The organism is Sphingomonas sp. LM7, assembly GCF_002002925.1.
GTDB lineage: Bacteria > Pseudomonadota > Alphaproteobacteria > Sphingomonadales > Sphingomonadaceae > Sphingomonas.
Genome location: NZ_CP019511.1, coordinates 4,064,533 through 4,089,577, shown reverse-complemented (window position 1 = coordinate 4,089,577; position 25,045 = coordinate 4,064,533). Strand labels below are relative to the sequence as shown.

Below are 25,045 nucleotides of genomic sequence, written 5' to 3'. Positions count from 1 at the left end.
CTAGATTTGGGCCTAGTGGACCCCGGCACAAGGCCGGGGTGACGGGTTCGAGTAAGTGAGGTGTTAGCCGCGACTCGCGGAATCACCGCGAGTCGCGCGTGGACGTGAGTCGTTGCGCATGGTAAACGTCCCGTCAGGGAGGGGCGTGCATTGGGGCTCGACATCTGGTTCGTGCTGGCGATCGGGCTGAGCTTTGCGGGCTATGCCGTGTACCTGTTCGGGCTGCGCCGCCACACCGTCCAGCCCAACCGCGCTTCCTGGCTGATCTGGGCCGCGGCGACGTCACTCGAAGCGCTGACCTATGCCGCAGTGAACCCCGGCGCGCCGCAGGCCTGGGTGTTCCTGGTTTCGGCAGTCGCGTGCATTGCCGTGACGCTCGCCATCTGGCGCCGATCGGCCTGGGCACCGCCCTCGCCCGCCGAAAGCTTCTGCATGGCCGTGTCGCTGACCGCGCTGGTGCTGTGGCTCGTGTTCCGCGAGGCGTTCTGGGCGCACATGCTGGTGGTGGTCGCGGTGCCGGTGAGCTTCTGGCCGACCTGGGCGAGCGTGTGGGCGGACCGCGCGCGCGAACGCTCGCCGGCCTGGGGGCTGTGGACCTTCGGCGACCTGGCGACGCTGCTCATCGCCGTCCGCGGGCCGCAGCTGGGGATGGCCGAGCTCGGCTATATCGTCGTCGAGCTGCTGTGCCATGCCAGCGTGTGGTTCCTGATCGGGCTGGCGACGATCAATCCGCTGCGCTCGCTGGGCGTTCGCCGCGGCGGTTTGCGCGTATTCGAACGCTACCGGCCTTCGAACAACCTCTTCAAGGTGGGTGACAACCATCTGGGCAAGGCGGTTTTCGCAGCTTCGGGCTTCGCCGAAGGTGATGTCCTGCTCGAATTCACCGGGCGGCGGCTGCATGCTGACCAGGTGCCGAGCCGGATGCACGGGACCAGCGACCGCTTCGTCCAAGTGACGCCGGACCAGTATATGGGGCCATCGGGGCAGCTCGACGATCTGGTCAATCACAGCTGCGCGCCGAATGCCGGGCTGCGCTTCACCGATAGCGGGGTATTCCTCATCGCGGCGCGCGCGATCGAGGCGGGCGAGGAAATCTGCTGGGATTATTCGACGACGCTGCGCGCATCGAACTGGCGGATGCTCTGCCAGTGCAAGGCGCCCGAGTGCCGGCGGGTGATCGGGGACTTCGAAACGCTGGATGGCGAGCGGCAGGCGTGGTTCCGGGCACGGAATCTCGTGGCGCCATATTTGCAGCGGGAGGATGTGGCAGAGGCGCGGGCGGTGGGATGACCGTGTTCCGGTGAAGATAGGAGCATCTGCCAGGCCGAATCCGTTGAAGTTGGTGTATCTAAGCCCCTCCCCTTCAGGGAAGGGGCTTTCAGGCCGCCAGGTCCTCCGCTGCCGCTGCGGCACCCAGCGTCAGCACCGCGCGCGCGCCCATCCCCGCCCCGTCGCTCTGCAATTCCAGCGCGCCTTCCATCGCGAGCATCGAATTGGCGCACCAATGCAGCCCCAGCCCGCCCGATTTGTGCGCTCGGGTCGAGAAGCCGCGCTGGAACAGCGTCGGCGCGCGGGCGGGATCGAAGCCTTCGCCGTCGTCGCGGATGACGATCTCGGTTCGGTCTCCGCGCTGCTGGACCGCGACGGCGATGCTGCCGCCGCCCCTGCCCGTCGCGGCGATCGCCTCGGCCGCATTGGCGAAGAGATTGCCGATGACCTGGCTGAGGATCACGCGGTTGGCGAGCACCAGATGCGGCCGGGACGGGAAGCTGAACGCAATCGAATTCTCGCCCGAATAGCGGGCGATCGTGGCATTCTGGGCAACGATGTCGCTAACGTCGCAGGTGGCGAGCGCCGGACGCTCGTTCGCCACTTCCTGCTGCTCGCCGATGATCTCGAGGACGTGGCGCAGCGCGACGCGGCCGACGCCAAGCTGCTCGCGGCGATCGGCGCGCTCCTGCTCGACTGCCTCGAATGCGGCGGCGAGGAAGGCCAGCAGCTTGTCGCGGCGTGCAGGCGGCAAGGCCAAGTCGGCGAGTTCGGCGAGCGCCCGATCGATCGTCGCGCGATCGACGGCGGCGGGGCGGTCCAGCCCCTGGCTCATCACCGTCGTCACGGGGTTCAGCGCGTTGCGGACATTGTGCATCACCGCGACTGCGCTTTCGCTGCGGCCCAGCGTGAAGCTCTGGACCTCGATCTGCTCGCGCAGGTCCTTCAGCTGACGGAGCATCGAATTGAAGCTGGTGACGAGGCTGCCGATCTCGTCGTCGCGCGGGTGATCGGTGAGCAGCCCGAGATCGCCCGAGGTGCGGACCACGCCCATGTGGCGCTCGACGCGGTGGAGCGGCTGGAGCACCAGCCGGCTGATCATCCGGCGCAGCACGAGCAGCACGACCGCGAGCAGCAGCGACGACGCCAGTACCGCGAGGATCAGCATGCGCTTGCCCAGCGTCGAGAGGTCGCGTGGGACGGAATAGGCTGCAGCGGCCACAGCGTGGCCGTCGGGACCGGGCACCGGCACGGCGATACGCGTGCGCGACGGCGCGGAGGTGACGGTGACCGCATCGGCAGGCGCGGCGAGGCTCGCCTGAAGCTGTAGCAGGCTGCTCAGCTGCGCGGCGGTGACGGTGCGCGCCATCAGCACATAGCCGCGTGGGAGCCCGCTGCCGTCGCTGCGGCGGACCCGGGCGATGCCGACCGCGGCGAGGCTGTCGCCGAGGCGAAGGTAGAAGCCGGCCGAGCTGCGGCCATGGAGCGCCTTGTCCGGATCGAGCTTGCGGATCGCGTCGACCAGCGCGGCGCGCATCGGCGGGACATCGGTTTCGCGCGCAGTATCGATCCAGCGCGCGATCACCACCGATCGGTCAGGCCGGACATAGGCCATGCCGTTGACGTCGAGATTGACCATCGCGAGCGTCGAGAAGCTCTCTTCCTCGAAGGCGCGACCTGGCGCGGCCATATAGTCCCAGGAGGCGTTCCAGTCGCCATAGTCGCGCACGGCATTCTCGACCTTGGCGGCGAGATCCTCGACCACGGCCTGGGTGCGCGCGACATGCGCGGCGATCGAATCGCGTTCGAGCCGGTTGAAATTGGGGGTGATGACGGTGGCGAGGAGCAGCGTCAGCGCCGTTGCGCCGAGCAGCCCCACTCCGGTCAATATCACGACGAGCTTGGCGCCGAGCGACCGCGGCAGGCGCAGGCGCGCCACGAAGGGCATCAGCCGTGGGTCCCGTTGCCTGCAATCTCGGGCTCGGCTTCGATATCGATAGCCGCATGCGGGGCGAGGCTGCCCTTTTCGGCGAGCACCAGTGCATCTTCGACGTCGATGGGGCGCGACAGATAATAGCCCTGCATGTGGCTGCAGCCGGCAAGGCGCAGCGCCTGGAGCTGGGTCCTGGTCTCGACGCCCTCGGCGACGACTTCCATGCCGAGCGCGCGGCCGAGATGGATCACCGAATGGACGATCGCGGCGCTTTCGCGCTCGCGGCCCATCCCGTCGACGAAGCTGCGGTCGATCTTGAGGCAATCCAATGCGAAGCGGCGGATGTTGTAGAGCGAGGAATAGCCGGTGCCGAAATCGTCGAGCGCGATGCGGAAGCCCATCTGGCGCAGCTTGAACAGGATTTCCGCCGCGCGCTCGACATTGTCGAAGATCGCGGTTTCGGTGATCTCGATCTGGAAGCGGCCGGGCTCGACGCCGGCGCTGGCGACGCGCTCGACGACATGCGCCACGAAATTGTGCCGGCGGAACTGGCGCGGGCTGAAATTGACCGAGACATATTGGCCGGGCCAGGTCTTGAGCGCGCGGATCGCCTCGTCGATCACCCAGTCGCCAAGCTCGTGGATCAGGTTCGATTCCTCGGCGATCGGAATGAACATCCCCGGCGGGACCATGCCATATTCGGGGCTGCACCAGCGGATCAGCGCTTCGAACCCGGTGATGTCGAGGTCGCGACCGACGATCGGCTGGAAGACCAGCTTGAGTTCGCCCTTGGCGATCGCCTCGGACAGTCCGCTTTCGATCTGGCGGCGGAAGCGGATCGATTCGTCCATGCTCTCGTCGAACACGCACACGCAGCCGCGGCCGCGGCGCTTGGCCTCGTTGAGCGCGAGATCGGCGCGGCGCATCCCGTCGATCGGATCGCCGATGCTGCCGGGCTCGACGACGATCAGCCCGATCGAGGCGCCGCCCTGCACCGAATGGCCGAACACCTTGAAGCTGGTGCTGACGGCCTTGAGCAGGCGTTCGCACTGCATCACCGCGGCGTCCTCGCCCTCGACCGGCATCAGCATGGCGAATTCGTCGCCGCCCAGCCGCGCGACGAAGCCGCCCTGGGGAATTGCGTTCTGGAGGATCTCGCAGACCATGCGGATGAGCTCGTCGCCGGCGAGATGGCCGAGCGTGTCGTTGACCAGCTTGAAGCGATCGAGGTCCATCATCGCCATCGCGAAACAGGTGTCGCCCTTCACCGACTGGCCGAGCGCGTGGAGGAAGGCGAGGCGATTGGGCGCGTCGGTCAGAGAATCATGGTTGGCCATGTGGATGGCGCGGGATTCGTTGGCGGCGAGCTCGAGCTTCTGCTCCTCGAGCAGGGCAATCGCGTTCTTGAGGTCGATATCGATCGTCCAGCGCTGGGCGAGCGCAGTGGCGGTCTGGACGATCTCCTCGGCCTGGAAGGGCTTGGCTATGTAGAAGATCTTGTCGGCGGGGCCGGCGGCGCGGCTGATTTCGAGCGGCGAATGATCCGAATAGCCGGTGACGATGACGAGGTTGATGTCGGGATCGAGCGCACGGATGCGGCGCGCGGTCTCCTTGCCGTCGATGCCCGGGGGCATGCGGACGTCGATGAACGCGACGGCATAGCGATCGCCGCTGGCCAGCGACGCCTCCACCGCGGCGACGGCGTCGAGGCCCTGCATGTAGTGATCGCATTCGAAGCGGGTCACCGGCTCGGCAGGTGCTTCGTCGTCGCCGAACAGCTCGGCGGCCATCGCGCCCAGCGCTTCGGCACTGCCGCAGGTCGCGGCGAAGCACTGGCGATAGGAATCGTGCATCGCCGGCTCGTCGTCCACGATCAATATGCGCACGATGTCCAATCCCCCCAAATCGTTCGAACAAGGTAAGCGGACAGCGTTAACGGTGCGTAAAACCGCGCCAAGGTGCAAGTATAACCGCGCGATGCGATGCTTAACGCGCGGTACAAACCCCTAACGGATTTCTCCCGGGCGGACGCGCGGATCGAGCCGGCGTAGAGAAGATGTGCGGACGCCGCCGTCTCCCAAGGCTCCGCCAGTATCGCGTGCCGTCCTCCCCCCGGAGCGGCACTGCCCGGGAGCAAGCCGAAGCCGTTGGCCTCCTCCCCAACGGTTTCGGCTTGAGCTCGCGGTTTACCCGCGCCGCGCCGCGCTCTAGGTCTCTGGGCTCAACCCGGAGGAACCATGGCCGACCCGCTCATTGCACGCTCGCTGCTGTTCGCCCCCGGCGATTCCGAGCGCAAGCTGGCCAAGGCCGGCGCCAGCGAAGCCGATCTCGTGCTGCTCGACCTCGAGGATGCCGTCGCCCCGGCCAACAAGGCGACGGCACGCGCGCTGGTCGCCGAGCATCTGCGCAGCGCCCCGCGCGCGCAGCCGCAATGGGTGCGGATCAATCCCCTCGACACCGACCATGCGCTTGCCGACCTTGCCGCAGTGGTGCCGGGCTGTCCCGACGGGATCATGCTGCCCAAGGCCACCCGCGCCGAGGCCGAGCGGCTCGACCATTATCTGAGCGCGCTGGAAGCCGCCGCCGGCCACAAGGTCGGCGCGATCCGAGTGATCGTCGTCGCGACCGAGACCGCACCGGCACTGTTCGGGCTCGGCGACTATGCCGGCTGCCCGCGGCTCGCCGCGCTCACCTGGGGCGCGGAGGACAGCGCCACCGCGCTCGGCGCGACCGACAATCGCGACGAGACCGGCGAATATGACTTCCCCTATCAGCTGTTCCGCGCGCTGTGCCTCGCCGGATCGGCCGCCGCGAACGTGACGCCGATCGAGACGATCCATGGCGATTTCCGTGACCTGGACGGCCTTGCCAAGGTCGCCGCCAAGGCGCGCCGTGCGGGCTTTCGCGGGATGATGGCAATCCACCCCGATCAGGTGCCGGTGATCAACCGCGCCTTCTCGCCCTCCGACGCCGAAATCGCGCGCGCGCAGGCGATCGTCGCGGCGTTCGCGGCGAACCCGGGCGCGGGCACGATCGGGCTGGACGGGGCAATGCTCGACATGCCGCACCTCAAGCGCGCCCAGGCCGTGCTGGCGATGCCGCAGGGATGACGCGTTTCGGTTGATTATCCGCGTGTTGCATATAGAAATGCGTGGGAAGCAGTCGGGGATGCGTACCAGGTAATGACCCAGACCGAGACCGGGCACGAACCGCTGCCGGTTGGCGAGGACGAGTTCCGCATGATCGCGGACAGCACGCCGGTGGCAGTGTGGGTGACCCGGCTCGATCGCACGCGAAGCTTCGTCAACCGGGCCTATGTCGATTTTCTTGGCGTGCCCTATGACGAGGCGCTCGCCTTCGACTGGCGCGCGATCATCCATCCCGACGATGTCGGCCGGCTGGTCGCGGAATCGATCGCCGGCGAGGCCACCCTCGCCGCCTTCGATCTGGAAGGCCGCTATCGCAACGCGCAAGGGCAATGGCGCTGGCTGCGATCGACATCGTCGCCGCGGCGCGACGCGCAGGGCCGGCACATCGGCTTTATCGGGGTCGCGCACGACGTCACCGAAGCGAAAAAGGCCGAACTCTCGCTCCGCGACAGCGAGGCGCAGCTCTCCGCCTTCATCGCCCAATCGACCGCAGGCTTCGCGCAAGTCGATCTCGAAGGGCGCTTCACGCTGGTCAACGACCGGTTCTGCGAGATCGCCGGCTGGCCCAAGGAGGAGCTGATGGCGATGCGGATGCTCGACATCACCCATCCCGACGACCGCAGCCGCAATCGGCCACTGTTCGACCGCGCGGTGGCGGAGGGCACGCCCTACACCCATGAAAAGCGCTATATCCGCAAGGACGGCGGAATGGTGTGGGTCAACAATTCGGTGTCGGTGATCCGGCGGCCGGATGGCGAGCCGTTCGGCGTGCTGGCCGTGACGCTGGACGTCACCGAGCGCCGCGAGGCCGAGGCCAGGCTGCGCAGGAGCGAGGAGAGCCTGCGCCTGGCGACAGAGAGCGCGGGGATGGCGACGTGGGAGCTCGACTTGGAGACGATGGAAGGCGAATGGTCGCCCAATCGCTTCGACTTGCTCGGCATTCCGCGGCGGACCGACGGCCGAGGCAGCTTCCGCGAATGGATCGAGCAGGTCCATCCCGACGACCGCGACGGCGTGCGCGAGGTGACGCACCATTGTTTCGAGACCGGCGCGCCCTACACGATCGAATATCGCCTGTGCCGCGCGGACAATCGCGAGGAGCGCTGGCTGCAGAGCCATGGCAGCCGGATCGACTATGCCGATGATCGCCCCAGCCGCTTCGTCGGCGTCTCGTTCGACATCACCGGCCGCAAGCGCGCCGAAGCCGAGCTGCGCGAGAGCGAGGCGCGGTTCCGGACGATCTTCGAACAGGCCAATGATTTCCTGATCACCACCACACTGGACCAGAAGATCACGTCGGTGAACCCGGCGGTGCTCGCAGCTCTCGGCTATCCCGAGGAACAGGTGGTCGGCGCGTCGATCGGGGACTTCATGGACTCCGACCAGCTGGCGCTGAGCATGGAGGCGTTCGACCAGAAATTGCGCGAGGGCGGGAGTACCCGGCTGACCGTGACCGTGCGCGCGCACGACCGGCGGCCGCTGACCTGGGAAATCAATTCGCGGCTGACCACCGATTCCGAAGGCAGGGCTACCGGGCTCCACGCGATCGGCCGCGACGTGACCGAGGCCAAGCGCGCCGAGACGCATCTGCGGCTGCTGGTCGACGAGCTCAACCACCGCGTCAAGAACACGCTGGCGATCGTCCAGGGCGTCGCACAGCAGAGCTTCAAGGGCGCGACCGACCCGGTGGCCGCGCGCAAGGCGTTCGAAGGCAGGCTGGCGGCGCTTTCGGAAGCGCACAACCTGCTGACCCGAGAGCATTGGGGCGCGGTGTCGATGTCGCAAATCATCGGCGACGCCGTCGCGCCGCACGGCGGCGATGCCGGACGGTTCGAACTCGTGGGCCCCGACCTGCCGATCCTGCCCAAGACCGCGATCAGCCTGGCGCTGGCGATCCACGAGCTTGCCACCAACGCAGTCAAGCACGGCGCGCTGTCGGTGGCGGAGGGCCGCGTGGCGATCCGCTGGGCGCGCGCGCAGGACGATCGCCGGGCGCGGCTGTCGCTGGAGTGGCAGGAGCGCGGCGGTCCGGAGGTAGTGACGCCGGCGCGGCGCGGGTTCGGCACGCGAATGATCGAACGCGGGCTCGCCGCCGAGCTGAGCGGGACAGTGAAGATCGAGTTTCGGCGCGAAGGGCTGGTATGCATGGTCGATGCGCCGCTGCCGGAGGGCGCCGAATGAGTGGCTATGCGGGACTGCGCGTGCTCGTCGTCGAGGACGAACCGGTGGTGGCGATGTGTCTGGAGGACATATTGGAAGCGCTCGATTGCGAAACGGTCGGCCCTGCCGGCCGGCTTGCCGACGGACTGGCGCTTGCCGAGACCGAGAATTTCGGCGCGGCGATCCTCGACATCAACCTGGCGGGCGAGCGCAGCATCCCAATTGCCGAGATGCTGCAACGGCGCGGCGTACCGTTCGCCTTCGCCAGTGGCTATGGCGCGGTGCCCGAGGGCTTCGAAAGCGTGGCGCTGATCGAGAAGCCGTATCGCGAAGCCGATATCGACGCGGCATTGCGGGCGCTGCTGGGGTAGGCCGTGGGTGCGTACGGAACGGCCGGGAGTGGGTGGTTAGCGGTCGTTCGTATTTGGGTGAGGAGCGCATTTCACGTTAGAGATGAGCCGCTCCAATCTCTTGATTTTGACAAAGACGAATTGGCTCCCTTCCCACGGCTGCATGTGCGACGGTGTCCGCGGAGCAAGGAACCCCTGTCCGATGATGTGGAAGCAAGTCGTTTCATTGGTGCGGAGCCGCATAGCCTCAACTACGGGTGCAATGTAGATCTTTTGCCACTTCTCCTCTCGTATCTGGAAGCTCATGACTTTTAGACCTGAACCTCTATCAGGTATAAAGTTCGGATACTCCCAATGCGCGTCCAATAAACCACGAACCCATCGCAACTTATTAGCATCAACTGAGCCCTGCTGCGCAGAAGGAGAAGGTACGATTGTTACGATGGCGCACAAGCCGAGCATGATGAGCTTGATCATTGAGGCAGACTAATACGAATCCGCATATGTCCGCAATTGAGGCGTTAGCGGACTGACCTATAATGATTCTACGACTGCTCTTCGACAAACTCACGGCAAACGGGGTGCGCGCAGTTCGCTACTCCACCGTCACCGATTTCGCGAGATTGCGCGGCTGATCGACGTCGGTGCCCTTGGCGACCGCGACGTGATAGGCCAGCAGCTGCACCGGCACTGCATAGACGAGCGGCGCGATGAGCGGGTGGACGCTGGGCATCTCGATCGTCGCGATTGCGTCCTCGCCGGCCTGGGCCAGTCCTTCGGCGTCGGAGATCAGCACCACGCGGGCGCCGCGCGCCTTGGCTTCCTGCATGTTCGACACGGTCTTGTCGAACAGCGGGCCCGAGGGCGCGAGAACGATCAGTGGCACGGTGTCGTCGATCAGCGCGATCGGGCCGTGCTTCATCTCGCCCGAGGCATAGCCTTCGGCGTGGATGTAGCTGATCTCCTTCAATTTGAGCGCGCCTTCCAGTGCGAGCGGGTAATCCGGGCCGCGGCCGAGATACAGCACGTCGCGGGCGGCGGCGATCGTGTGCGCCATCGCCTGGATCTCCTCGTCATGCGCGAGCGCGGCGTTGATCGCGGCGGGCGCCTCGATCAAATGGCGGACGATTTCGCGTTCGGCTTCTTCCCCGAGCTTGCCCTTGGCGCGGGCAAGATTGACGGCGAGCGCGGCCATCACCGAAAGCTGGCAGGTGAACGCCTTGGTCGAGGCGACGCCGATCTCGGGACCGGCATGAGTCGAGAGCAGCAGATCGACTTCGCGCGCCATCGAACTGGTCGGCACGTTGATGATGCCGGCGGTGGTGACGCCGTTGGCCTTCATGTGGCGAAGCGCCGCGAGCGTGTCGGCAGTCTCGCCCGACTGGCTGACGACGACGCCGAGCGTGTTGGGCAGCAGGACCGGATCGCGGTAGCGGAATTCGGAGGCGACATCGACTTCGACCGGCAGGCGGGCGAACTGCTCGATCCAGTATTTGCCGATCATGCCGACATAGGAGGCAGTGCCGCAGGCGACGATCGCGACGCGCTCGATGCTGCTGAGGTCGAAGCTCATGTCGGGGAGCGCGACCTTTTGCTCGACCGGGCGGATATACGAGGCGAGGGTCTGCGCGACGACCACCGGCTGCTCGTAGATTTCCTTGAGCATGAAGTGGCGGTGGTTGCCCTTGTCGATCAGCGCCGCGGAGACGCCCGATGCAACGATCGGTCGGGTGACGGGATGGTTGTCGCGATCGAAGATCTCGATTTTCTCGCGAGTGATCACGGCCCAGTCGCCTTCGTCGAGATAGGCGATGCGCTGGGTGAGCCCGGCAAGCGCGTGGGCGTCCGAGCCGAGATAATTCTCGCCCTCGCCATAGCCGACGGTCAGCGGCGCGCCGAGGCGGGCGCAGATCAGCAGGTCGGGCTCGTTGCGGAACAGGAAGGCGACCGCGAACGCGCCGTGGAGCTGGGGCAGCACTGCGGCCACCGCCTGGCGCGGGGCCTTGCCGCGTTCGAGCTCGCGGCTGACGAGATGCGCGACGACTTCGGTGTCGGTCTGGCTCTTGAACTCGCGGCCTTCGGCGATCAGTTCGTCGCGGAGCGGCTTGAAGTTCTCGATGATGCCGTTGTGGACGATCGAGACGTCGCCGACGATGTGCGGGTGGGCATTGTCCTCGGTCGGCGCGCCATGCGTCGCCCAGCGGGTGTGGGCGATGCCGATCGTGCCGGGAAGCGGGCTCTCGGCGAGGCGCTTGCCGAGATTGACGAGCTTGCCCTCGGCACGGCGGCGATCGATCTCGCCGTCGTGCAGGGTGGCGATGCCGGCCGAGTCATAGCCGCGATATTCGAGGCGCTTGAGGCCTTCGAACAGCCGGTCGGCGACGCTCTGCGTACCGACGATTCCAACGATTCCGCACATGTTGCTTCGAGTTCCTCAGGGGCCGGCGATCAGCCGGTGATTTCGATCTGGTTGCCGCGATCGGCGTCGATCCGGGTCTGGTAATAGGTGGTGCCGTCGCGCCGGGGGATCGGCACGCGCTTGGCGACGCCGGTCACGCGGATGCGCTTGCCGGCGAGCAACTCGCGCGGTTCGCCGCCGAGCCGGGTCTTGAGCTCGGCGATGGCGCCTGGCTTCAATTCGACCGTGAGATTGGCCGGGTCGCGATAATCGGCGTTCGAATTGAGATAGACGGCGAAACCGGACTCACCCACCGAGCCGACCTGGAATTCGAACACGCCTTCGACGTCGCCCTTGACCGCCGCGGCGATTGCCTGGGCGGGATCGAGCGGCGGCCTGGACTGTGCCGCGGCGGGCGATGCGACGAGCAGCGCCAGCGCCGCCAATTCGAGAAACTGCTTCATTTCGACGAACCTCCGCGTTTGCGCTCCGCCATTTTGATGCGGAACGCATGTCCCCAGCCCGGCTTCACTTCCTGGCGTGCGCGAGCCAGGCCGAGCGCGCCGGGCTCGACGTCGCGCGTTACCACCGATCCGGCGGCGACAGTGGCATCCTTGCCGATCGATACCGGCGCCACCAGCGCGCTGTTCGATCCGACGAACGCGCCTTCGCCGATGTTCGTACGGTATTTGAAGAAGCCGTCGTAATTGCAGGTGATAGTGCCCGCGCCGATATTGGCCCCTGCCCCCACTTCGGCGTCGCCGAGATAAGTCAGGTGGTTGGCCTTGGCGCCCTTGCCCAGCACTGCCTTCTTGATCTCGACGAAATTACCGACCTTGGCATCCTCGCCGAGCACCGTGCCGGGGCGCAGCCGGGCATAGGGGCCGACGACGGCGCCGCTGGCGATCTGCGCGCCTTCGATATGGCTGAAGGCGTGGATGGTGACCTTGTCGGCGACTTCGACGCCGGGGCCGAAGAACACATTGGGCTCGACCAGCACGTCGCGGCCGAGCCGGGTATCGTGCGCGAACCACACCGTCTCGGGTGCGATCAGCGTGGCGCCGTCGGCCATTGCCTTTGCGCGACGCGCGTGCTGCCATTCGGCTTCGAGCGCGGCGAGCTCGCTGCGGCTGTTGACCCCGGTGACTTCGTACGCGTCGGTCTCGATCACTGCCGAGTGGCGGCCTGCCGCGGCGGCGAGCATCACGATGTCGGGTAGGTAGTATTCGCCTGCGGCATTGGCGTTGGTGACCTCGGCGAGCAGCGCGAACAGGTCCGTCCCGGCGACTGCCATCAGGCCGGAGTTGCACAAGGTCTCGGCGCGCTCCTCGGCGCTGGCGTCCTTGAACTCGACCATCTTGACGATGTGACCCTGCCCGTCGGCGATGACGCGGCCATAGGCGCCGGGATCGTCGGGGCGGAAGCCGAGCACCACCGCGGCGGGGGCATCGGCACCGTGGAGCCGTTCGAGCATCCGCCGCATCGTCGCGGTCGAGACCAGCGGGACGTCGCCATAGAGGATCAGCACGTCGCCATCGAAGCCGGCAAGCGACTCCTCGGCCATGCGCACGGCGTGGCCGGTGCCGAGCTGCTCGGCCTGGTGCGCGGTGTCGGCGCCGTGCGGCGCGACCGCGGCCTCGACCTGCTCGCGCCCTGCCCCGACCACCACGACCGTGCGCGCTGGATTAAGCGCGGCGACGCTGTCGATCAGATGCAGCAGCATCGGCCGCCCGGCGATCGGGTGGAGCACCTTGTGCGTATCGGATTTCATCCGCGTACCCTTGCCCGCGGCAAGGATGATCGCGGCTATCAGCGCTGTCATGAAAACCCTCCGGTCCAATCCCCTGCCATGACAAGCTTGCCAATTCCATAGCGATACTGGCAGTCGCCGCGGCAATGACCGACTTCCCTTTCGACATTGTCGGATTCGACCTCGACGGCACGCTGTTCGACACCAGCGCGGACCTGACCGACGCAGTCAACCACGCGCTGGGGCTGCTGGGGCGCCCGCCGCTCACCATTGCCGCAGTCAAGCCGATGATCGGTCGCGGCGGGAAATACATGCTCCAGCAGGGGCTGGAGGCGTCGGGCGGATGCGATCCTGAGGTGCTGGAGCGCAGCTATCCTGAGCTGCTCGCTTTCTATGGCGACAACCTGACGCGGGGTACGCGCGCCTTTCCGGGCCTCAGCGCGGCGATGGATGCACTCGAAGCGCGCGGGGTGACGCTCGCGATCGTCACCAACAAGTCCGAGAGCCTGGCCGTGAAGCTGGTCGCCGAACTGGCGCTGGGCCATCGCTTCGCCTGCGTGATCGGTGGCGACACGATGGGCCCGGACGGCCGCAAGCCTTCCCCCGCGGGCATCCGCGAGATGATCCGGCGCTGCGGCGGCGGACGCGCGGCGTTCATCGGCGATTCGATCTTCGATATCGAAGCGGCGAAGAGTGCGGGCGTGGCTGCGATCGCCGTCAGTTTCGGCTTCCTGATGCAGCCCGTGGAAGAACTCGGCGCCGACGCGGTGATCGATCATTTCGACGAATTGGTGCCCGCGCTCGAAGCGCTGGGTGCGGCATGACCGACGGCGCGATGCTTCCGCTCTTCTCGCTGCTCGCGCTCGCGCTGGGGCTGGCGATGGACGCGTTCGCGGTATCGGTGGCGCAGGGGGCATCGACTCGATCGACTACCACCGGCACGCTGCGGATCGCTGCGGCGTTCGGGCTGGCGCAGGGACTGATGCCGCTGCTCGGCTGGGCATTGGGCGCGGCGTTCGAAGGCGCGATCCGCGATATCGACCATTGGATCGCCTTCGTCCTGCTGGGGCTGCTCGGCGCCAAGATGCTGCGCGAAGGCCTGATCGGTGCGGATGCGACGCCGGCCCCGGCCCTGCTCGGCTGGGCATTGCTGGGTGCGGCCGTCGCCACCAGCGTCGATGCCGCGGCGGCGGGGATCACGCTGCCGGTGATCGGCGCGCCCATCGCGATCGCCTGCGGCGTGATCGGGCTGGTCACCGCCTTGCTGTGCGTTGCGGGAATCCGCATCGGCGCGGCCTATGGCGCGCGGCTGGGCAAGATCGCCGAGATCACCGGCGGCACCGTGCTGATCCTGATCGGGCTCAAGATCCTGATCCAGCATCTGTTCTTCGGCGGCTGACCCCCCGCCCGCTCGGTGGTTTACCGGATTATCCGGGCGCTTGCATTTGCGGCACAACACGCAGAGCATACGCAAAGGGGAACAGAGCGTGGGTCGCTTCGGGGGGATGTTGTTGAGGGGGCGTGAACCGGCCTCGCAGGGGGCTGCAGACGATCTGAGTCCGGGCGGGCGCATCGCCGCTGCAAAGCTGGCCGAACTGGTGCAGCTCACGCTGGTCTCCGACGCGGCGATCATCGACTTGCGGCCTTATGCCGAGCGCCGGCGCGCGATCGGCGCGGCCGAACGGCTGGAAACCGCCGGTATCCTGATTTCGGGCGGCGAGGCCGAATTTTCCGAGAGGCTGCTCTGGCAGCTCGCCGATCCGATCGACGCCAGCGCGAGCGGCTTCCAATCCTATGCCGGCGTTCCGCTGCACGATGCCGATGGCGCGCCGCTGGGCCGCATCGTCGCGCTCCAGCGCAGGCAGCGCGCGTTCGACGGGCATGATCTCAAGATCCTGCGCACCGTCGCGGACATTGTGGCGGATTTGATCGGCTAGGGTCGCGAACCCACGGCTCAGCCGGCCAATTGGCGGATAATCGGCGGCGCTTCGGCGAACCTTGCGCCGAGTAGCGCCCGGCCCCGTGCAGTGAGTGCGGCGTCGATCGCCTGGGGGCCGCTCGTGCCGACGACGAACGCCTCGTAGCTGATCATCCCGGCGTCGTTGAGATCCTGAACCGTCCGGATGAAATCGATCTCGCGATTGGGAGACAGCTGCATCCCGACATCGGCGGGGCGGAGCGTCACGACGATGGGCCAGCTCAGCCAGAGCGCATCTACGATCGTCCTGGCGTCGGCGCCGTCAAAAGCCTCAGCGGATTCCTCGATCACAACAAGCCTCACTGCCTTGGATTACCTCGTCTAGCGCGCCCCCTTGCTCTGTCCCGTCGTTCCCCGGTGACGATTAACTTTTGTCTAAGAGAGGTTAACAAACCCCTAATTTTTCCGGTCTGCGCCGTCCTTTTCGTGTAGCGCGCCGGCGAAACTCGTCTCGGTTGCAATCATCACCCGCGGCTCGCGACACCATCCCCGAATAGCGCCACGACAAACAGGCATCTATGCCCACGTATCTGCCAATTCAATTGCAAATCTAACGCTATCACATAGTTTCTAGCAATATACCGCCGGCTTAAAATGTTGATTCAATCAATGTATTCTGAAGCAAATGCCGCGGACGGTAGATTAATCATTTAACTAGATCGCCGCCTTCCGCCACTTGGTCCACAAGTGGCGTGCCAGCATCGCTGGCGGCATCCGGATCGCATGGCTGCGCAAGTAGAAAGCCAGCCGCGTCAGCCTGCGCATCGGTCTGCCCCAGGCATCGCGGGCGAGGATGCGGCGGGCAACCAGCCGATCGGCGCCGTCCCAGCCGCGCCAGTCGGCGGGTATCGCGGTGCCGTATAGGCGATGTGCCTGGCGCACCGCGCGTTTCACTGCCGCGGTCAGGCCGTGCCGTGCGGCGCGTTCGTCCAATCCGGCAATGCCGCCCTCGCCAATCAGGCAATGGATGTCCCACAGGTTGCGCATCGCGCCGGCTAGATCGCCGTCGGCGAACAGGTGCGCGGCGGCGTGGACGATCCTGTCGGCCGGGCTGAGGACGCGCAGCCCGTTCTCCAGCACGATGCTGTCGGCGATCAGCGCATCGGCATCGGGCGTAATCCGCGCAGTGAGCGGCAGGATGGTATGGTGGACGTCGATCATCCGATCGCGCTCGCGGTGGATCAGCGGCGGCAGCTCGTGCATCCAGCGGCGATAATAGAGGTCGTCATAGGGATCGGGCTTCACCCATTCCCATCCCGCCGCGAGCAGCAGGGCTTCGGCCTCGTCGAGCCGGTCGCGCGGCACGAGGATATCGAGATCGCCAATCGACCGGCCGATGCCTGCCGATAGACCCGCCGCGACGTAGGCCGTGCCCTTTAGCAGCACTATCGGCATGCCAGTGGGTGCAAGCGCGCGGCGCGCCATCTCGGCCTCCCACAGCGCGGCGGCGCGACCCTGCGCAGCCGAGGCGCGGGCATCCGCCAGGATGCGCGCGGCCGCCGGCGGCACGTCCAGCCCTTCGAGGCGGTGCGCGAGCGTGCCGATCAGCTGCTCGGCGCGGGCGATGGCAAGCAGCGCGGTCCAGCCTTCGGCGTCGAGAAGCGCGATGGTGCCCGGATCGCGCAGTGCGTCGGCGAGGATGCGCCCGTCGGTCACGCCGCGTCCCATAGCCGCTCGACCTGGGCGAGCGCCGTTGCCGTGTCGGGATAATCAAGCGCGCGCGCGGGGACCGACCGGACCAGCCCGGTGAGCGCATCGAAGCCGCGTTCGGCGAGCGCGACATAGTTGGTCGATGCCTGGGTCAGCCGGACGAAGGTCTCGCTGGGCAGTACCTCGCGCTCGGCCGCGGCGAAGCCGTAGCTCGGGAACAGGATCAGCCGGGGTGCGGCCGGTTCGGACATCCGCGCGATCGCGCGGGCATCGGGGACGAGATGGCGGATATCGCCCTTGGGCGTGCCGCGGAGCAGCGGGCCGAAGCGCGCATCGGGCAGCGTGCGTTCCATCACTCCGATCGCCTGGTTCTTGAGGCTGATCAGGCGTGGAAAGCCGTGAATCAACCCGGTCGCGGGATCGAGCAGCGCGAATTCGTCGCCCATCAGCCGCCAGCCGCGTGCCATCAGCAGCGCGGCGAGGGTCGACTTGCCCGCTCCCGAATGCCCGGTCATCAGCAGCGCCTGGCCGTCGCGCTCGACCGCGGAGGCGTGGAGCAGCAGATAGCGCCGCTGGCCGAGCGCCATCTGCAGGTTCATCCCCATCTCCGCGGCGAGCAGCCCCTGTGCGAGCGGCAGCGGCGCGGCGTCGGGGATGACGAAGTCGCCGCCGATATGCACCGAGGGCCGCAGCACGCGGCGCCATGGGCGCGCGGCAAAGAGATGGACGTTGAAGTCCGGGATGCTGTCCTCGGGCTTTGGATACTCGCGATACAGGTCGTTCAGCGCGGCGATCGGCGCGCGCCAATCGCTGCCGACGCGGAAGCCTATGGGTCCGATGCGGAGAGTGGTGGCGTGCCTCACAGCCGCTCGACCAGCCCGACCGCGGTGAGTTCGTCGAGCCGCGCGACGAGCGCCGCCGGATCGGCATCGGTGAGATCGAAGGCTTCGCCGAGCCGGGCGAGCAGATCGGATACCGGCAGCGGCCCGGCCGCCAGAGCCTCCAGAATCTCTGGCACCGGACTATCGACGATATGGGTGATGCCCGAGGCGCGGTGATAGACCAAGGTCAACGCATCGAGCGGCACGATGCGGAGCGTTTCGGGGGCTGCGGCCTTGTAGCGCGTCACGGGTGCGGGACTTCGTTGTCGTCACGCGAAGGCGCGACGGCGCGAAGAAGGAAGAGGTTCGCGCAGAGGCGCAGAGGCGCAGAGGGCACGTCGCTCGCGGCAAACATAGTGGCCGCGTCAGCGGCAGGAAATCCGACACGCTCGTATTGAAAGGCGTCGCTGGAGCGACGCGAACGGGTCTCTGCGCCTCTGCGCCTCTGCGCGAACCGCTTCTTCCTGTTCTTCGCGCCCTCGCGGCTTCGCGTGAAAATCTCTGATCCGGACGCGCGATAGAAAGTCACGCCCGCCCCCGTTCGTGCTGCGCCTGTCGAAGCATCGCTTTGCTTCTTACCCGGGGGTTTGGACAAGGAACGGCCCTTCGACAAGCTCAGGGCGAATTGCGCTGGTTTACCCGCGCGGCATCTGCAGCGAGGCGAAGCACGTGAAGCCGCTGGTGCCCGACTGCAGGCGGCGGATGTAATTGGTGTAGGCGCGGCTGCGCTCGTAATCGGTGCCCGGGAGTTGGCCGCCCGAGAGCGCGCGCTTGACGTCCTCGGCCTTGAACGCCGTGCCGGGGGGCGGAAACGCGCCCGGCGTGCCGGCGGGCACCAATGTGCCGTCGGCCGCGACATAGCTGCCGGCGCGGGCCTGATCGGGGACCTGGATCTCGCAATTCATCACCGACGCGCTGGTCTGCGCGAGCGCGGGGCGGATCGAGACGATCGCCGACGCCCCGGCCGCGCCGAGCATCAATGCACGACGGCGCGAGGCGACGGGTCCGGAGGGTTGGTCGGCCATGATGCCTTGTCATGCGCCCACGCGGCTTTCGCAATCGTAAATCCGCGCCTAGAACGGGACATATGCATTCGTTTCTCGGGGTACGGACGGCGCTGGCGCTCGTCGTGGCGGCGATCGCCGCAGGCGCAAGCCTGCTGCTCAACGGCGATGCGCAGGCGAGCCTGATCGTATTGGTGTGCGCCACCGCGGCAGTGCTGATCGCGGCAAGCGGCGGCGACGCCCCCCCCGCCCCGCCTGCATCCGCCGCGTGGTCGGCCGAAAGCGAACCCGCGATCGCCGACGTGATCGAGGCGATCGCCGAGCCGCTGCTGGTGATCGCCCACAACCGCGTCGAGGCCGCCAACCACGGCGCGCGCGAACTGCTCGGCGAACATGTGCTGGGCGAGGACGTCCGCGTCGCGATACGCCACCCCGCCGCGGCCGAACGGCTGATGCGCACCGACGACAGCGATGCCGGTGCTCCGATTCACCTGGTCGGGCTCGGCACGCGCGACCAGCGCTGGGAGATGCGCGTCCACCGGCTGGGCGACGGGCGCCGCGTCGTCCATCTGGTCGATCGCACCGGCAGCTATGCCGCCGAGCGGATGCGCGTCGATTTCGTCGCCAATGCCAGCCACGAGCTGCGCACCCCGCTCGCGTCGATGCTCGGCTATGTCGAGACGCTGCGCGAGGATGCCGGCGACGATCCCGAAACGCGCGGCCGCTTCCTCAAGATCGTGTTCGGCGAGGCGCAGCGGATGCAGCGGCTGATCGAGGACCTGATTTCGCTGAGCCGGATCGAAGCCGAGAAATACCGCATTCCCGACAAGGCAGTCGACCTGGCCGAGCTGACCCAGCAAGTCACGGTCGAGCTTTCGGGCAGCCCGCGCGCCGCCGACCTCGTCACCCAGATCGCCGATGTCGCGCCGGTCGCGGGCGATCCGACCCAGCTCAGCCAGCTGCTCCACAATGTCATCGGCAATGCGATGAAATATGGCCGCGAGGGCACGCCGGTGACGGTGACGCTCCAGCCCGAAGGCGAGGCGATGGTGCGCCTGACCGTTTCCGACGAAGGCGAAGGCATCCCGGCGCAGCATCTGCCGCGGCTGACCGAGCGCTTCTATCGCGTCGATTCGGGGCGCAGCCGGTCGCTGGGCGGCACCGGGCTGGGCCTGGCGATCGTCAAGCACATCGTCGAGCGGCACCGCGGCCGGCTCGATATTACCAGCATCGTCGGCAAGGGCACCACGGTGACGATGCTGCTCCCGGTCCGCCGAGTGTCATAAAGGCGTAACCGGACTGAAAGAGAGGCGGCTTGCGTGCCGTTGCGCACGACTCGGGGTAATGCGGGAGTTCGCGACATTTTCGGCAGGTTGGCCCTGATTGCAGCGGCGGCGCTCACGCTCGCCGGCTGCGACAGCAACACGGCGCGCGAGATCCGCGTCGTGGGCTCGTCGACGGTGTATCCGTTCACCACCGCCGTCGCCGAGACCTTCGTCAACCAGGGCGGCGGGCGCAAGGCGCCGGTGGTCGAATCGATCGGCAGCGGCGCGGGACTGAAGCGCTTCTGCGACGGGGTGGGCTGGGAATATCCCGACATCGCCAATTCCAGCCGGCGCATCAAGAAATCCGAATATGCGCTGTGCCAGAAGAACGGCGTCGGCGAGATCATGGAAGTCCAGATCGGCGTCGACGGCGTCGCACTGGCCGAGGCGAATAACGGCCCGCGGCTGACGCTGAGCAAACGCGACGTCTATCTGGCGCTCGCTGCAAATCCGAACGGCAAGCCCAACACGGCGCGGACCTGGCGCGACGTCAATCCGGCGCTCCCTGCCCTCCCGATCCAGGTGATGGGCCCGCCGGCGACCAGCGGCACGCGCGACGCGCTGGTCGAGCTGGTGATGGAGCCGGGCTGCGCCGCGGCGGATCCGCAGGTCAAGGCGCTCAAGGCCGCCAAGGACACCGCGCCGTACGACAGCCGCTGCAAGCGCATCCGCGACGACGGGCCCTATATCGACAAGGGCGAGAACGACAATCTGATCGTCCAGGGCCTTGCCGCGAACCCCAATGCGCTCGGCGTGTTCGGCTATTCGTATCTCGAGGAGAATATCGATCGGCTGCACGGCGTGCCGATCGACGGCATCGCGCCGAGCTATGCCAGCATCGCCGACGGGTCCTACCCCGGCGCGCGGGCGCTGTTCCTCTACGTCAAGAAGCGCCATCTGCGCGCGGTGCCCGGGCTCAGCGATTTCCTCGCGCTCTATGCGTCGATGTGGGAGCCCAAGGGCAAGCTCACCCAGCGCGGGCTGATCGCCGCACCCGACGCGTTGCGCGCGCATTCGGCGCAGGTGGTGGCGCAGCGCACCGCGCTCGATCCGGCGGGGCTGCACTGATGAACGGCTTCGCGCTCGTCTTCCTGATCGCCGGGCTCGGGCTGATCGGCTGGCTGACCGCGCGCGCGCGCGCCAACCGGTTCGACCGCGGCGGCGCCAAGCGGCTCCATTCGCTGCCCGGCCAGCACGGCATGTACGTCGCGATGTGGACGGTATTGCCGGCGCTGCTGTTCGTCGCGGGCTGGAACGCGATCAGCCCCGGGCTGGTCAAGGAAGCGGTGCTAGAGCATCCTGCCGCGGCGCAGCTCCCTACGTTCGAATTCGAGCGCAATGCGCTGCTCGCCGAGGCCAAGCGCGTCGCGCATGAGGACGGCGCGACGGCGTTCGATCCGGTCGCCGAGCAATTGGTCGCGCCCACCCGCGCGGCGCAGTCGCGTTATGGCTGGATGGGCACCGGCGTTGCGATCCTGCTCGCCTTTGCCGGCGCGGCGTTCGCCTTCACCCGCGTCCGCCCGAACTTCCAGGCGCGGACCCAGGCCGAGCGCGGGGTGATGGTGCTGCTGCTGGTCGCCTCGCTGATCGCGATCCTGACGACTCTGGGCATCTTTCTGTCGCTGCTGTGGGAGTCGCTGCGCTTCTTCCAGCACGTGCCGATCACCGACTTCCTGCTCGGCACGCATTGGAGCCCGCAGGTCATCGACGCCGCCGATCCCGGAAAGTCGCTCGGCGCAGTGCCGCTGTTCTGGGGCACCTTCTTCATCGGCGCAGTGATCGCGATGATCGTAGCGATCCCGTTCGGGCTGATGAGCGCGATCTACCTCACCCAATATGCCGCACCGACGGTGCGTAAGTGGATGAAGCCGACGCTCGAGATGCTCGCGGGCGTGCCGACCGTGGTCTATGGCTATTTCGCCGCGCTTACCGTCGCGCCGGCAGTGCGCGACCTCGCAGTGTCCTTCGGCTACACCTACGCTTCCTCCGAAAGCGCCCTCGCCGCGGGCCTCGTCATGGGGGTGATGATCATCCCGTTCGTGTCGTCGATGGCCGACGATTCGATCGCCGCGGTGCCCACCGCGATGCGCGACGGCAGCCTGGCGATGGGCGCGACGACCAGCGAGACGATTTCGCGCGTGCTGATCCCTGCAGCTTTGCCGGGCGTGGTTGCAGGCGTGCTGCTCGCGGTCAGCCGCGCGATCGGCGAGACGATGATCGTGGTGATGGCTGCCTCGGGCGCGGCCAACATCACGCTCAACCCGTTCGAGAGCGCGACCACCGTCACCAAGCAGATCGTCGACCTGCTCACCGGCGAAAGCGAGTTCGACAGCCCCAAGACGCTCGCGGCGTTCGCGCTGGGGTTGACCTTGTTCGTGATCACGCTGCTGCTCAACATCGTCGCGCTGCGCGTCGTGAAGAAATACCGGGAAGCCTATGAATAGCGCCGGCCCTTCCAAGCGCGCGCCGACCGACTGGAACGCGGCGCCGATGCAGAAGCGCATCCGCCGACGCTATGCCCGCGAGCGGCGCTTCCGCTTCTTCGGGCTGGCGGCAGTGACGCTGTCGGCGGCGTTCCTCGCCTTCCTGCTGATCACGATGGTCGCCAATGGCTGGCGCGGCTTCACCCGTACCGACGTGGCGCTACCGATCGACTTCCCGGCTTCCGGGCTGGTGGTCGAGCGCGCCCAGCTCAAGACGCCCGGCGCCGATCTGGCGCTGGCCGGCGCGGGGCTGGAGAATATCGTCAAGGGCGCCGCGGCGACGGCGTTCGGTGCCGGCGGCGAGGATTTCGTCTCCGAGAATGCCTGGCTGCGCGTCCGCGAGGCGATCAAGCGCGACCCGACGACCCTCGACCGCAAGCTCGTCATCGACGTGCCCGCCTCCACCGGGATCGACCAGGCGGTACGCGGCGACGGCAATGCCGAAATCAAGGCGGCAGTGGCGCGGCTGGAGCAGGCCGGCGTGCTCTCGCGTCACTTCAACATGGATTTCCTGCACCAGTCGGATTCCACCGATCCGGTCGCGGTCGGCATCTGGGGGGCGCTAAAAGGATCACTGCTGACGATGGCGGTGACCTTCCTGATCGCCTTCCCCGTCGGCGTGCTCTCGGCGATCTATCTCGAGGAATACGCTCCGCGGAACCGCTGGACCGACCTGATCGAGGTCTCGATCAACAACTTGGCCGCGGTGCCCTCGATCATCTTCGGCCTGCTCGGGCTCGCGGTTTTCCTGGGTAGCTGGAGCCTGTTCGGCTACCAGTTCGGTCCGCTGCTGCCGCGATCGGCAGCTTTGGTCGGCGGGCTCACGCTGGCGCTGATGATCATGCCCGTTATCGTCATTGCGAGCCGCAACGCGATCAAGGCTGTCCCCCCGTCGATCCGCGATGCCGCGCTCGGCATCGGCGCGAGCCCGATCCAGGTGGTGTTCCACCACGTACTGCCTCTCGCCATGCCCGGCATCCTGACCGGCACGATCATCGGCATGGCGCGCGCGCTGGGCGAGACCGCGCCGCTCCTCTTGATCGGGATGCGCGCGTTCATCGTCACCCCGCCGGGCGGCTTCACCGATCCCGCCACGGTGCTGCCGGTGCAGATCTTTTTGTGGTCCGACGAAGTCAGCCGTGGCTTCGTCGAGAAGACCAGCGCCGCGATCATCGTGCTGCTGGTGTTCCTGCTCGCCATGAACGGCCTGGCCATCTATCTTCGCAACAAATTCGAGACCCGCTGGTGATGACGGAAACAGCTCACAAGATGTCCGCGCGCGGCGTCAGCGTCTTCTACGGCGACAAGCAGGCCGTGAAGGACGTGTCGATCGACATCGACATGGACAAGGTAACCGCGTTCATCGGCCCCTCGGGCTGCGGCAAATCGACCTTCCTGCGCACGCTCAACCGCATGAACGACACGATCGCCTCGGCGCGGGTCACTGGCGAGATCATGCTCGATGGCGAGAACATCTATTCCAATGCAATGGACGTGGTGCAGCTCCGCGCGCGCGTCGGCATGGTGTTTCAGAAGCCCAATCCGTTCCCCAAGTCGATCTACGAGAATGTCGCGTACGGCCCGCGGATCCACGGGCTGGCGCCGTCCAAGAGCGATCTCGACGCGATCGTCGAGCGCTCCTTGAAGCGTGCGGGGCTTTGGGAGGAAGTGAGGGACCGGCTTCAGGATAGCGGCACGGCGCTTTCGGGGGGCCAGCAGCAGCGGCTGTGCATCGCGCGCGCGATCGCAGTCGATCCCGAAGTGATCCTGATGGACGAGCCGGCCTCGGCGCTCGATCCGATCGCTACCGCCAAGATCGAGGAACTGATCCACGAGCTGCGCGGGCGCTATGCCATCGCGATCGTCACCCACAACATGCAGCAGGCGGCGCGAGTCAGCCAGCGCACGGCCTTCTTCCACCTCGGCACGCTGGTGGAATATGGTGATACCGACCAGATCTTCACGACACCGCATGAAGAACGCACGAAAGATTACATTACCGGAAGGTACGGCTGATGGGCACGGGCCAGGAACATACCGTCAAGGCGTTCGACCAGGACATCAAGCAGCTTCGCGCGCTGATCAGCCAGATGGGCGGATTGGCCGAGCAGGCAATCCACGACGCGATGAAGGCGCTCCAGCGCGGCGACACCGCACTCGCCGACGAAGTCCGCAAGAAGGACAAGGCGATCGACGCCATCGAAGGCGAGGTCGAGAAGCTCGTCGTCCGGGTGATCGCGTTGCGGGCGCCGATGGCCGACGATCTGCGGGAGGTGATCGCCGCGCTCAAGATCGCCGCGGTGGTCGAGCGGATCGGCGACTATGCCAAGAACATCGCCAAGCGCGTGCCGCTGATCCACACCGCCGGCGAGGATCGGATCGAGGCGCTGTCGCTGCTCCCCGCAATGGCGCAGATGGCGAGCGACATGGTCCATGACGTGCTCGACGCCTTCGCCTCGCGCGATGCCGCGGTCGCCGCAGAAATCTGCGTGCGCGACACGGCACTCGACGATTTCTACGATTCGATCTTCCGCACGCTCGTGACCTTCATGGTCGAGAATCCGCGGACGGTGAGCCAGGTTGCGCATCTGCTGTTCGTCGCCAAGAATATCGAGCGCATCGGCGATCACGCGACCAACGTCGCCGAGATGGTCTATTTCGCCGCCACCGGCCGCTATCTGGCCGACGAAGCGGCAACGGCATAAGGACGCGTAC

23 protein-coding genes are annotated in these 25,045 nt (G+C 66.9%); 13 read left to right on the top strand and 10 right to left on the bottom strand.

What is annotated here, in order from left to right:
• The first annotated feature begins 150 nt into the window (after positions 1–150).
• A complete protein-coding gene (locus tag BXU08_RS19120) occupies positions 151–1,290 on the top strand; it encodes an SET domain-containing protein (RefSeq protein WP_077511728.1) in 1,140 nt (379 codons plus the stop codon).
• Between the two features lie 88 nt (positions 1,291–1,378).
• On the opposite strand, the gene BXU08_RS19115 is transcribed toward BXU08_RS19120, so the two are convergent.
• Positions 1,379–3,217 carry a CHASE4 domain-containing protein gene (locus tag BXU08_RS19115; RefSeq protein WP_077511726.1) on the bottom strand — a complete coding sequence of 613 codons (1,839 nt, stop codon included), beginning with the start codon at positions 3,215–3,217 and terminating at the stop codon, positions 1,379–1,381.
• Positions 3,217–5,088, bottom strand: coding sequence for a bifunctional diguanylate cyclase/phosphodiesterase (locus tag BXU08_RS19110; RefSeq protein WP_253190446.1), 1,872 nt, complete (start codon positions 5,086–5,088; stop codon positions 3,217–3,219). The genes BXU08_RS19115 and BXU08_RS19110 overlap by 1 nt, the downstream gene beginning before the upstream one ends.
• A gap of 351 nt (positions 5,089–5,439) precedes the next feature.
• Here BXU08_RS19110 and BXU08_RS19105 point away from each other — a divergent pair, with 351 nt between their 5' ends.
• The 3 genes from BXU08_RS19105 to BXU08_RS19095 all read left to right on the top strand — a co-directional run bounded on the left by BXU08_RS19105 (position 5,440) and on the right by BXU08_RS19095 (position 8,882).
• On the top strand, positions 5,440–6,312 hold the full coding sequence (locus BXU08_RS19105; RefSeq protein WP_077511724.1) for a CoA ester lyase: 873 nt from the start codon (positions 5,440–5,442) through the stop codon (positions 6,310–6,312).
• A gap of 72 nt (positions 6,313–6,384) precedes the next feature.
• Positions 6,385–8,532: a PAS domain S-box protein gene (locus tag BXU08_RS19100; RefSeq protein ID WP_077511722.1), complete on the top strand. Its 2,148-nt coding sequence runs from the start codon at positions 6,385–6,387 to the stop codon at positions 8,530–8,532.
• The gene (locus BXU08_RS19095; RefSeq protein WP_077511720.1) at positions 8,529–8,882 is read left to right on the top strand and encodes a response regulator; all 354 of its coding nucleotides are present in this window, start codon (positions 8,529–8,531) and stop codon (positions 8,880–8,882) included. The genes BXU08_RS19100 and BXU08_RS19095 overlap by 4 nt, the downstream gene beginning before the upstream one ends.
• Before the next feature lie 574 nt (positions 8,883–9,456).
• Here BXU08_RS19095 and glmS read toward each other — a convergent pair.
• From glmS to glmU, 3 genes are read right to left on the bottom strand one after another with little or no spacing between them, the layout of a single operon-like run.
• On the bottom strand, positions 9,457–11,280 hold the full coding sequence (glmS, locus tag BXU08_RS19085) for a glutamine--fructose-6-phosphate transaminase (isomerizing) (protein WP_077511716.1): 1,824 nt from the start codon (positions 11,278–11,280) through the stop codon (positions 9,457–9,459).
• A gap of 29 nt (positions 11,281–11,309) precedes the next feature.
• The gene (locus BXU08_RS19080) at positions 11,310–11,723 is read right to left on the bottom strand and encodes a hypothetical protein (RefSeq protein WP_077511714.1); all 414 of its coding nucleotides are present in this window, start codon (positions 11,721–11,723) and stop codon (positions 11,310–11,312) included.
• Complete coding sequence (gene glmU / locus BXU08_RS19075) at positions 11,720–13,081, bottom strand: bifunctional UDP-N-acetylglucosamine diphosphorylase/glucosamine-1-phosphate N-acetyltransferase GlmU (protein ID WP_077511712.1); 1,362 nt, start codon at positions 13,079–13,081, stop codon at positions 11,720–11,722. The genes BXU08_RS19080 and glmU overlap by 4 nt, the downstream gene beginning before the upstream one ends.
• Before the next feature lie 74 nt (positions 13,082–13,155).
• Here glmU and BXU08_RS19070 point away from each other — a divergent pair, with 74 nt between their 5' ends.
• From BXU08_RS19070 to BXU08_RS19060, 3 genes are all read left to right on the top strand, one after another.
• A complete protein-coding gene (locus BXU08_RS19070; RefSeq protein WP_077511710.1) occupies positions 13,156–13,833 on the top strand; it encodes an HAD-IA family hydrolase in 678 nt (225 codons plus the stop codon).
• Positions 13,830–14,408: a manganese efflux pump MntP family protein gene (locus BXU08_RS19065; protein WP_216352886.1), complete on the top strand. Its 579-nt coding sequence runs from the start codon at positions 13,830–13,832 to the stop codon at positions 14,406–14,408. Before BXU08_RS19070 ends, BXU08_RS19065 begins: the two co-directional genes overlap by 4 nt.
• 112 nt (positions 14,409–14,520) lie before the next feature.
• Positions 14,521–14,946, top strand: coding sequence for a GAF domain-containing protein (locus tag BXU08_RS19060; RefSeq protein ID WP_171982577.1), 426 nt, complete (start codon positions 14,521–14,523; stop codon positions 14,944–14,946).
• A 17-nt stretch (positions 14,947–14,963) separates the two neighbouring features.
• Here the strand turns inward: BXU08_RS19060 and BXU08_RS19055 are convergent, their stop codons facing one another.
• From BXU08_RS19055 to BXU08_RS19035, 5 genes are all read right to left on the bottom strand, one after another.
• Positions 14,964–15,278: a hypothetical protein gene (locus BXU08_RS19055; RefSeq protein ID WP_150125581.1), complete on the bottom strand. Its 315-nt coding sequence runs from the start codon at positions 15,276–15,278 to the stop codon at positions 14,964–14,966.
• 363 nt (positions 15,279–15,641) lie between these two features.
• Positions 15,642–16,655: a nucleotidyltransferase family protein gene (locus tag BXU08_RS19050; protein WP_077511706.1), complete on the bottom strand. Its 1,014-nt coding sequence runs from the start codon at positions 16,653–16,655 to the stop codon at positions 15,642–15,644.
• A complete protein-coding gene (locus BXU08_RS19045; RefSeq protein ID WP_077511704.1) occupies positions 16,640–17,500 on the bottom strand; it encodes an HprK-related kinase A in 861 nt (286 codons plus the stop codon). The genes BXU08_RS19050 and BXU08_RS19045 overlap by 16 nt, the downstream gene beginning before the upstream one ends.
• Positions 17,497–17,766 (bottom strand): HPr-rel-A system PqqD family peptide chaperone, encoded by a 270-nt coding sequence (locus BXU08_RS19040; RefSeq protein WP_077511702.1) that lies wholly within the window; start codon positions 17,764–17,766, stop codon positions 17,497–17,499. The genes BXU08_RS19045 and BXU08_RS19040 overlap by 4 nt, the downstream gene beginning before the upstream one ends.
• Before the next feature lie 387 nt (positions 17,767–18,153).
• Complete coding sequence (locus BXU08_RS19035) at positions 18,154–18,543, bottom strand: hypothetical protein (RefSeq protein WP_077511700.1); 390 nt, start codon at positions 18,541–18,543, stop codon at positions 18,154–18,156.
• A 62-nt stretch (positions 18,544–18,605) separates the two neighbouring features.
• Between BXU08_RS19035 and BXU08_RS19030 the strand changes: the two genes are divergently transcribed.
• From BXU08_RS19030 to phoU, 6 genes are all read left to right on the top strand, one after another.
• A complete protein-coding gene (locus BXU08_RS19030) occupies positions 18,606–19,808 on the top strand; it encodes an ATP-binding protein (RefSeq protein ID WP_077511698.1) in 1,203 nt (400 codons plus the stop codon).
• Positions 19,809–19,895: 87 nt separating this feature from the next.
• Positions 19,896–20,915 (top strand): substrate-binding domain-containing protein, encoded by a 1,020-nt coding sequence (locus BXU08_RS19025; RefSeq protein ID WP_376787765.1) that lies wholly within the window; start codon positions 19,896–19,898, stop codon positions 20,913–20,915.
• Entirely contained in the window at positions 20,915–22,291 is a 1,377-nt protein-coding gene (gene pstC, locus BXU08_RS19020) for a phosphate ABC transporter permease subunit PstC (protein WP_077511696.1), read from the top strand. The genes BXU08_RS19025 and pstC overlap by 1 nt, the downstream gene beginning before the upstream one ends.
• Complete coding sequence (gene pstA, locus BXU08_RS19015; RefSeq protein ID WP_077511694.1) at positions 22,284–23,579, top strand: phosphate ABC transporter permease PstA; 1,296 nt, start codon at positions 22,284–22,286, stop codon at positions 23,577–23,579. Before pstC ends, pstA begins: the two co-directional genes overlap by 8 nt.
• Entirely contained in the window at positions 23,579–24,346 is a 768-nt protein-coding gene (gene pstB, locus BXU08_RS19010) for a phosphate ABC transporter ATP-binding protein PstB (protein WP_077511692.1), read from the top strand. Before pstA ends, pstB begins: the two co-directional genes overlap by 1 nt.
• Positions 24,346–25,035 (top strand): phosphate signaling complex protein PhoU, encoded by a 690-nt coding sequence (phoU, locus tag BXU08_RS19005; RefSeq protein WP_077511690.1) that lies wholly within the window; start codon positions 24,346–24,348, stop codon positions 25,033–25,035. Before pstB ends, phoU begins: the two co-directional genes overlap by 1 nt.
• The last annotated feature ends 10 nt before the right edge of the window (positions 25,036–25,045 follow it).

What these genes read in the sequence shown, in the direction of transcription:
- BXU08_RS19115 (WP_077511726.1), bottom strand. Translation starts at nt 3,217, where the DNA reads ATGCCCTTCGTGGCGCGCCTGCGCCTGCCGCGGTCGCTCGGCGCCAAG.
- BXU08_RS19105 (WP_077511724.1), top strand. Translation starts at nt 5,440, where the DNA reads ATGGCCGACCCGCTCATTGCACGCTCGCTGCTGTTCGCCCCCGGCGAT.
- BXU08_RS19100 (WP_077511722.1), top strand. Translation starts at nt 6,385, where the DNA reads ATGACCCAGACCGAGACCGGGCACGAACCGCTGCCGGTTGGCGAGGAC.
- BXU08_RS19095 (WP_077511720.1), top strand. Translation starts at nt 8,529, where the DNA reads ATGAGTGGCTATGCGGGACTGCGCGTGCTCGTCGTCGAGGACGAACCG.
- glmS (WP_077511716.1), bottom strand. Translation starts at nt 11,280, where the DNA reads ATGTGCGGAATCGTTGGAATCGTCGGTACGCAGAGCGTCGCCGACCGG.
- BXU08_RS19080 (WP_077511714.1), bottom strand. Translation starts at nt 11,723, where the DNA reads ATGAAGCAGTTTCTCGAATTGGCGGCGCTGGCGCTGCTCGTCGCATCG.
- glmU (WP_077511712.1), bottom strand. Translation starts at nt 13,081, where the DNA reads ATGACAGCGCTGATAGCCGCGATCATCCTTGCCGCGGGCAAGGGTACG.
- BXU08_RS19070 (WP_077511710.1), top strand. Translation starts at nt 13,156, where the DNA reads ATGACCGACTTCCCTTTCGACATTGTCGGATTCGACCTCGACGGCACG.
- BXU08_RS19065 (WP_216352886.1), top strand. Translation starts at nt 13,830, where the DNA reads ATGACCGACGGCGCGATGCTTCCGCTCTTCTCGCTGCTCGCGCTCGCG.
- BXU08_RS19050 (WP_077511706.1), bottom strand. Translation starts at nt 16,655, where the DNA reads ATGGGACGCGGCGTGACCGACGGGCGCATCCTCGCCGACGCACTGCGC.
- BXU08_RS19035 (WP_077511700.1), bottom strand. Translation starts at nt 18,543, where the DNA reads ATGGCCGACCAACCCTCCGGACCCGTCGCCTCGCGCCGTCGTGCATTG.
- BXU08_RS19030 (WP_077511698.1), top strand. Translation starts at nt 18,606, where the DNA reads ATGCATTCGTTTCTCGGGGTACGGACGGCGCTGGCGCTCGTCGTGGCG.
- pstC (WP_077511696.1), top strand. Translation starts at nt 20,915, where the DNA reads ATGAACGGCTTCGCGCTCGTCTTCCTGATCGCCGGGCTCGGGCTGATC.
- pstA (WP_077511694.1), top strand. Translation starts at nt 22,284, where the DNA reads ATGAATAGCGCCGGCCCTTCCAAGCGCGCGCCGACCGACTGGAACGCG.
- pstB (WP_077511692.1), top strand. Translation starts at nt 23,579, where the DNA reads ATGACGGAAACAGCTCACAAGATGTCCGCGCGCGGCGTCAGCGTCTTC.
- phoU (WP_077511690.1), top strand. Translation starts at nt 24,346, where the DNA reads ATGGGCACGGGCCAGGAACATACCGTCAAGGCGTTCGACCAGGACATC.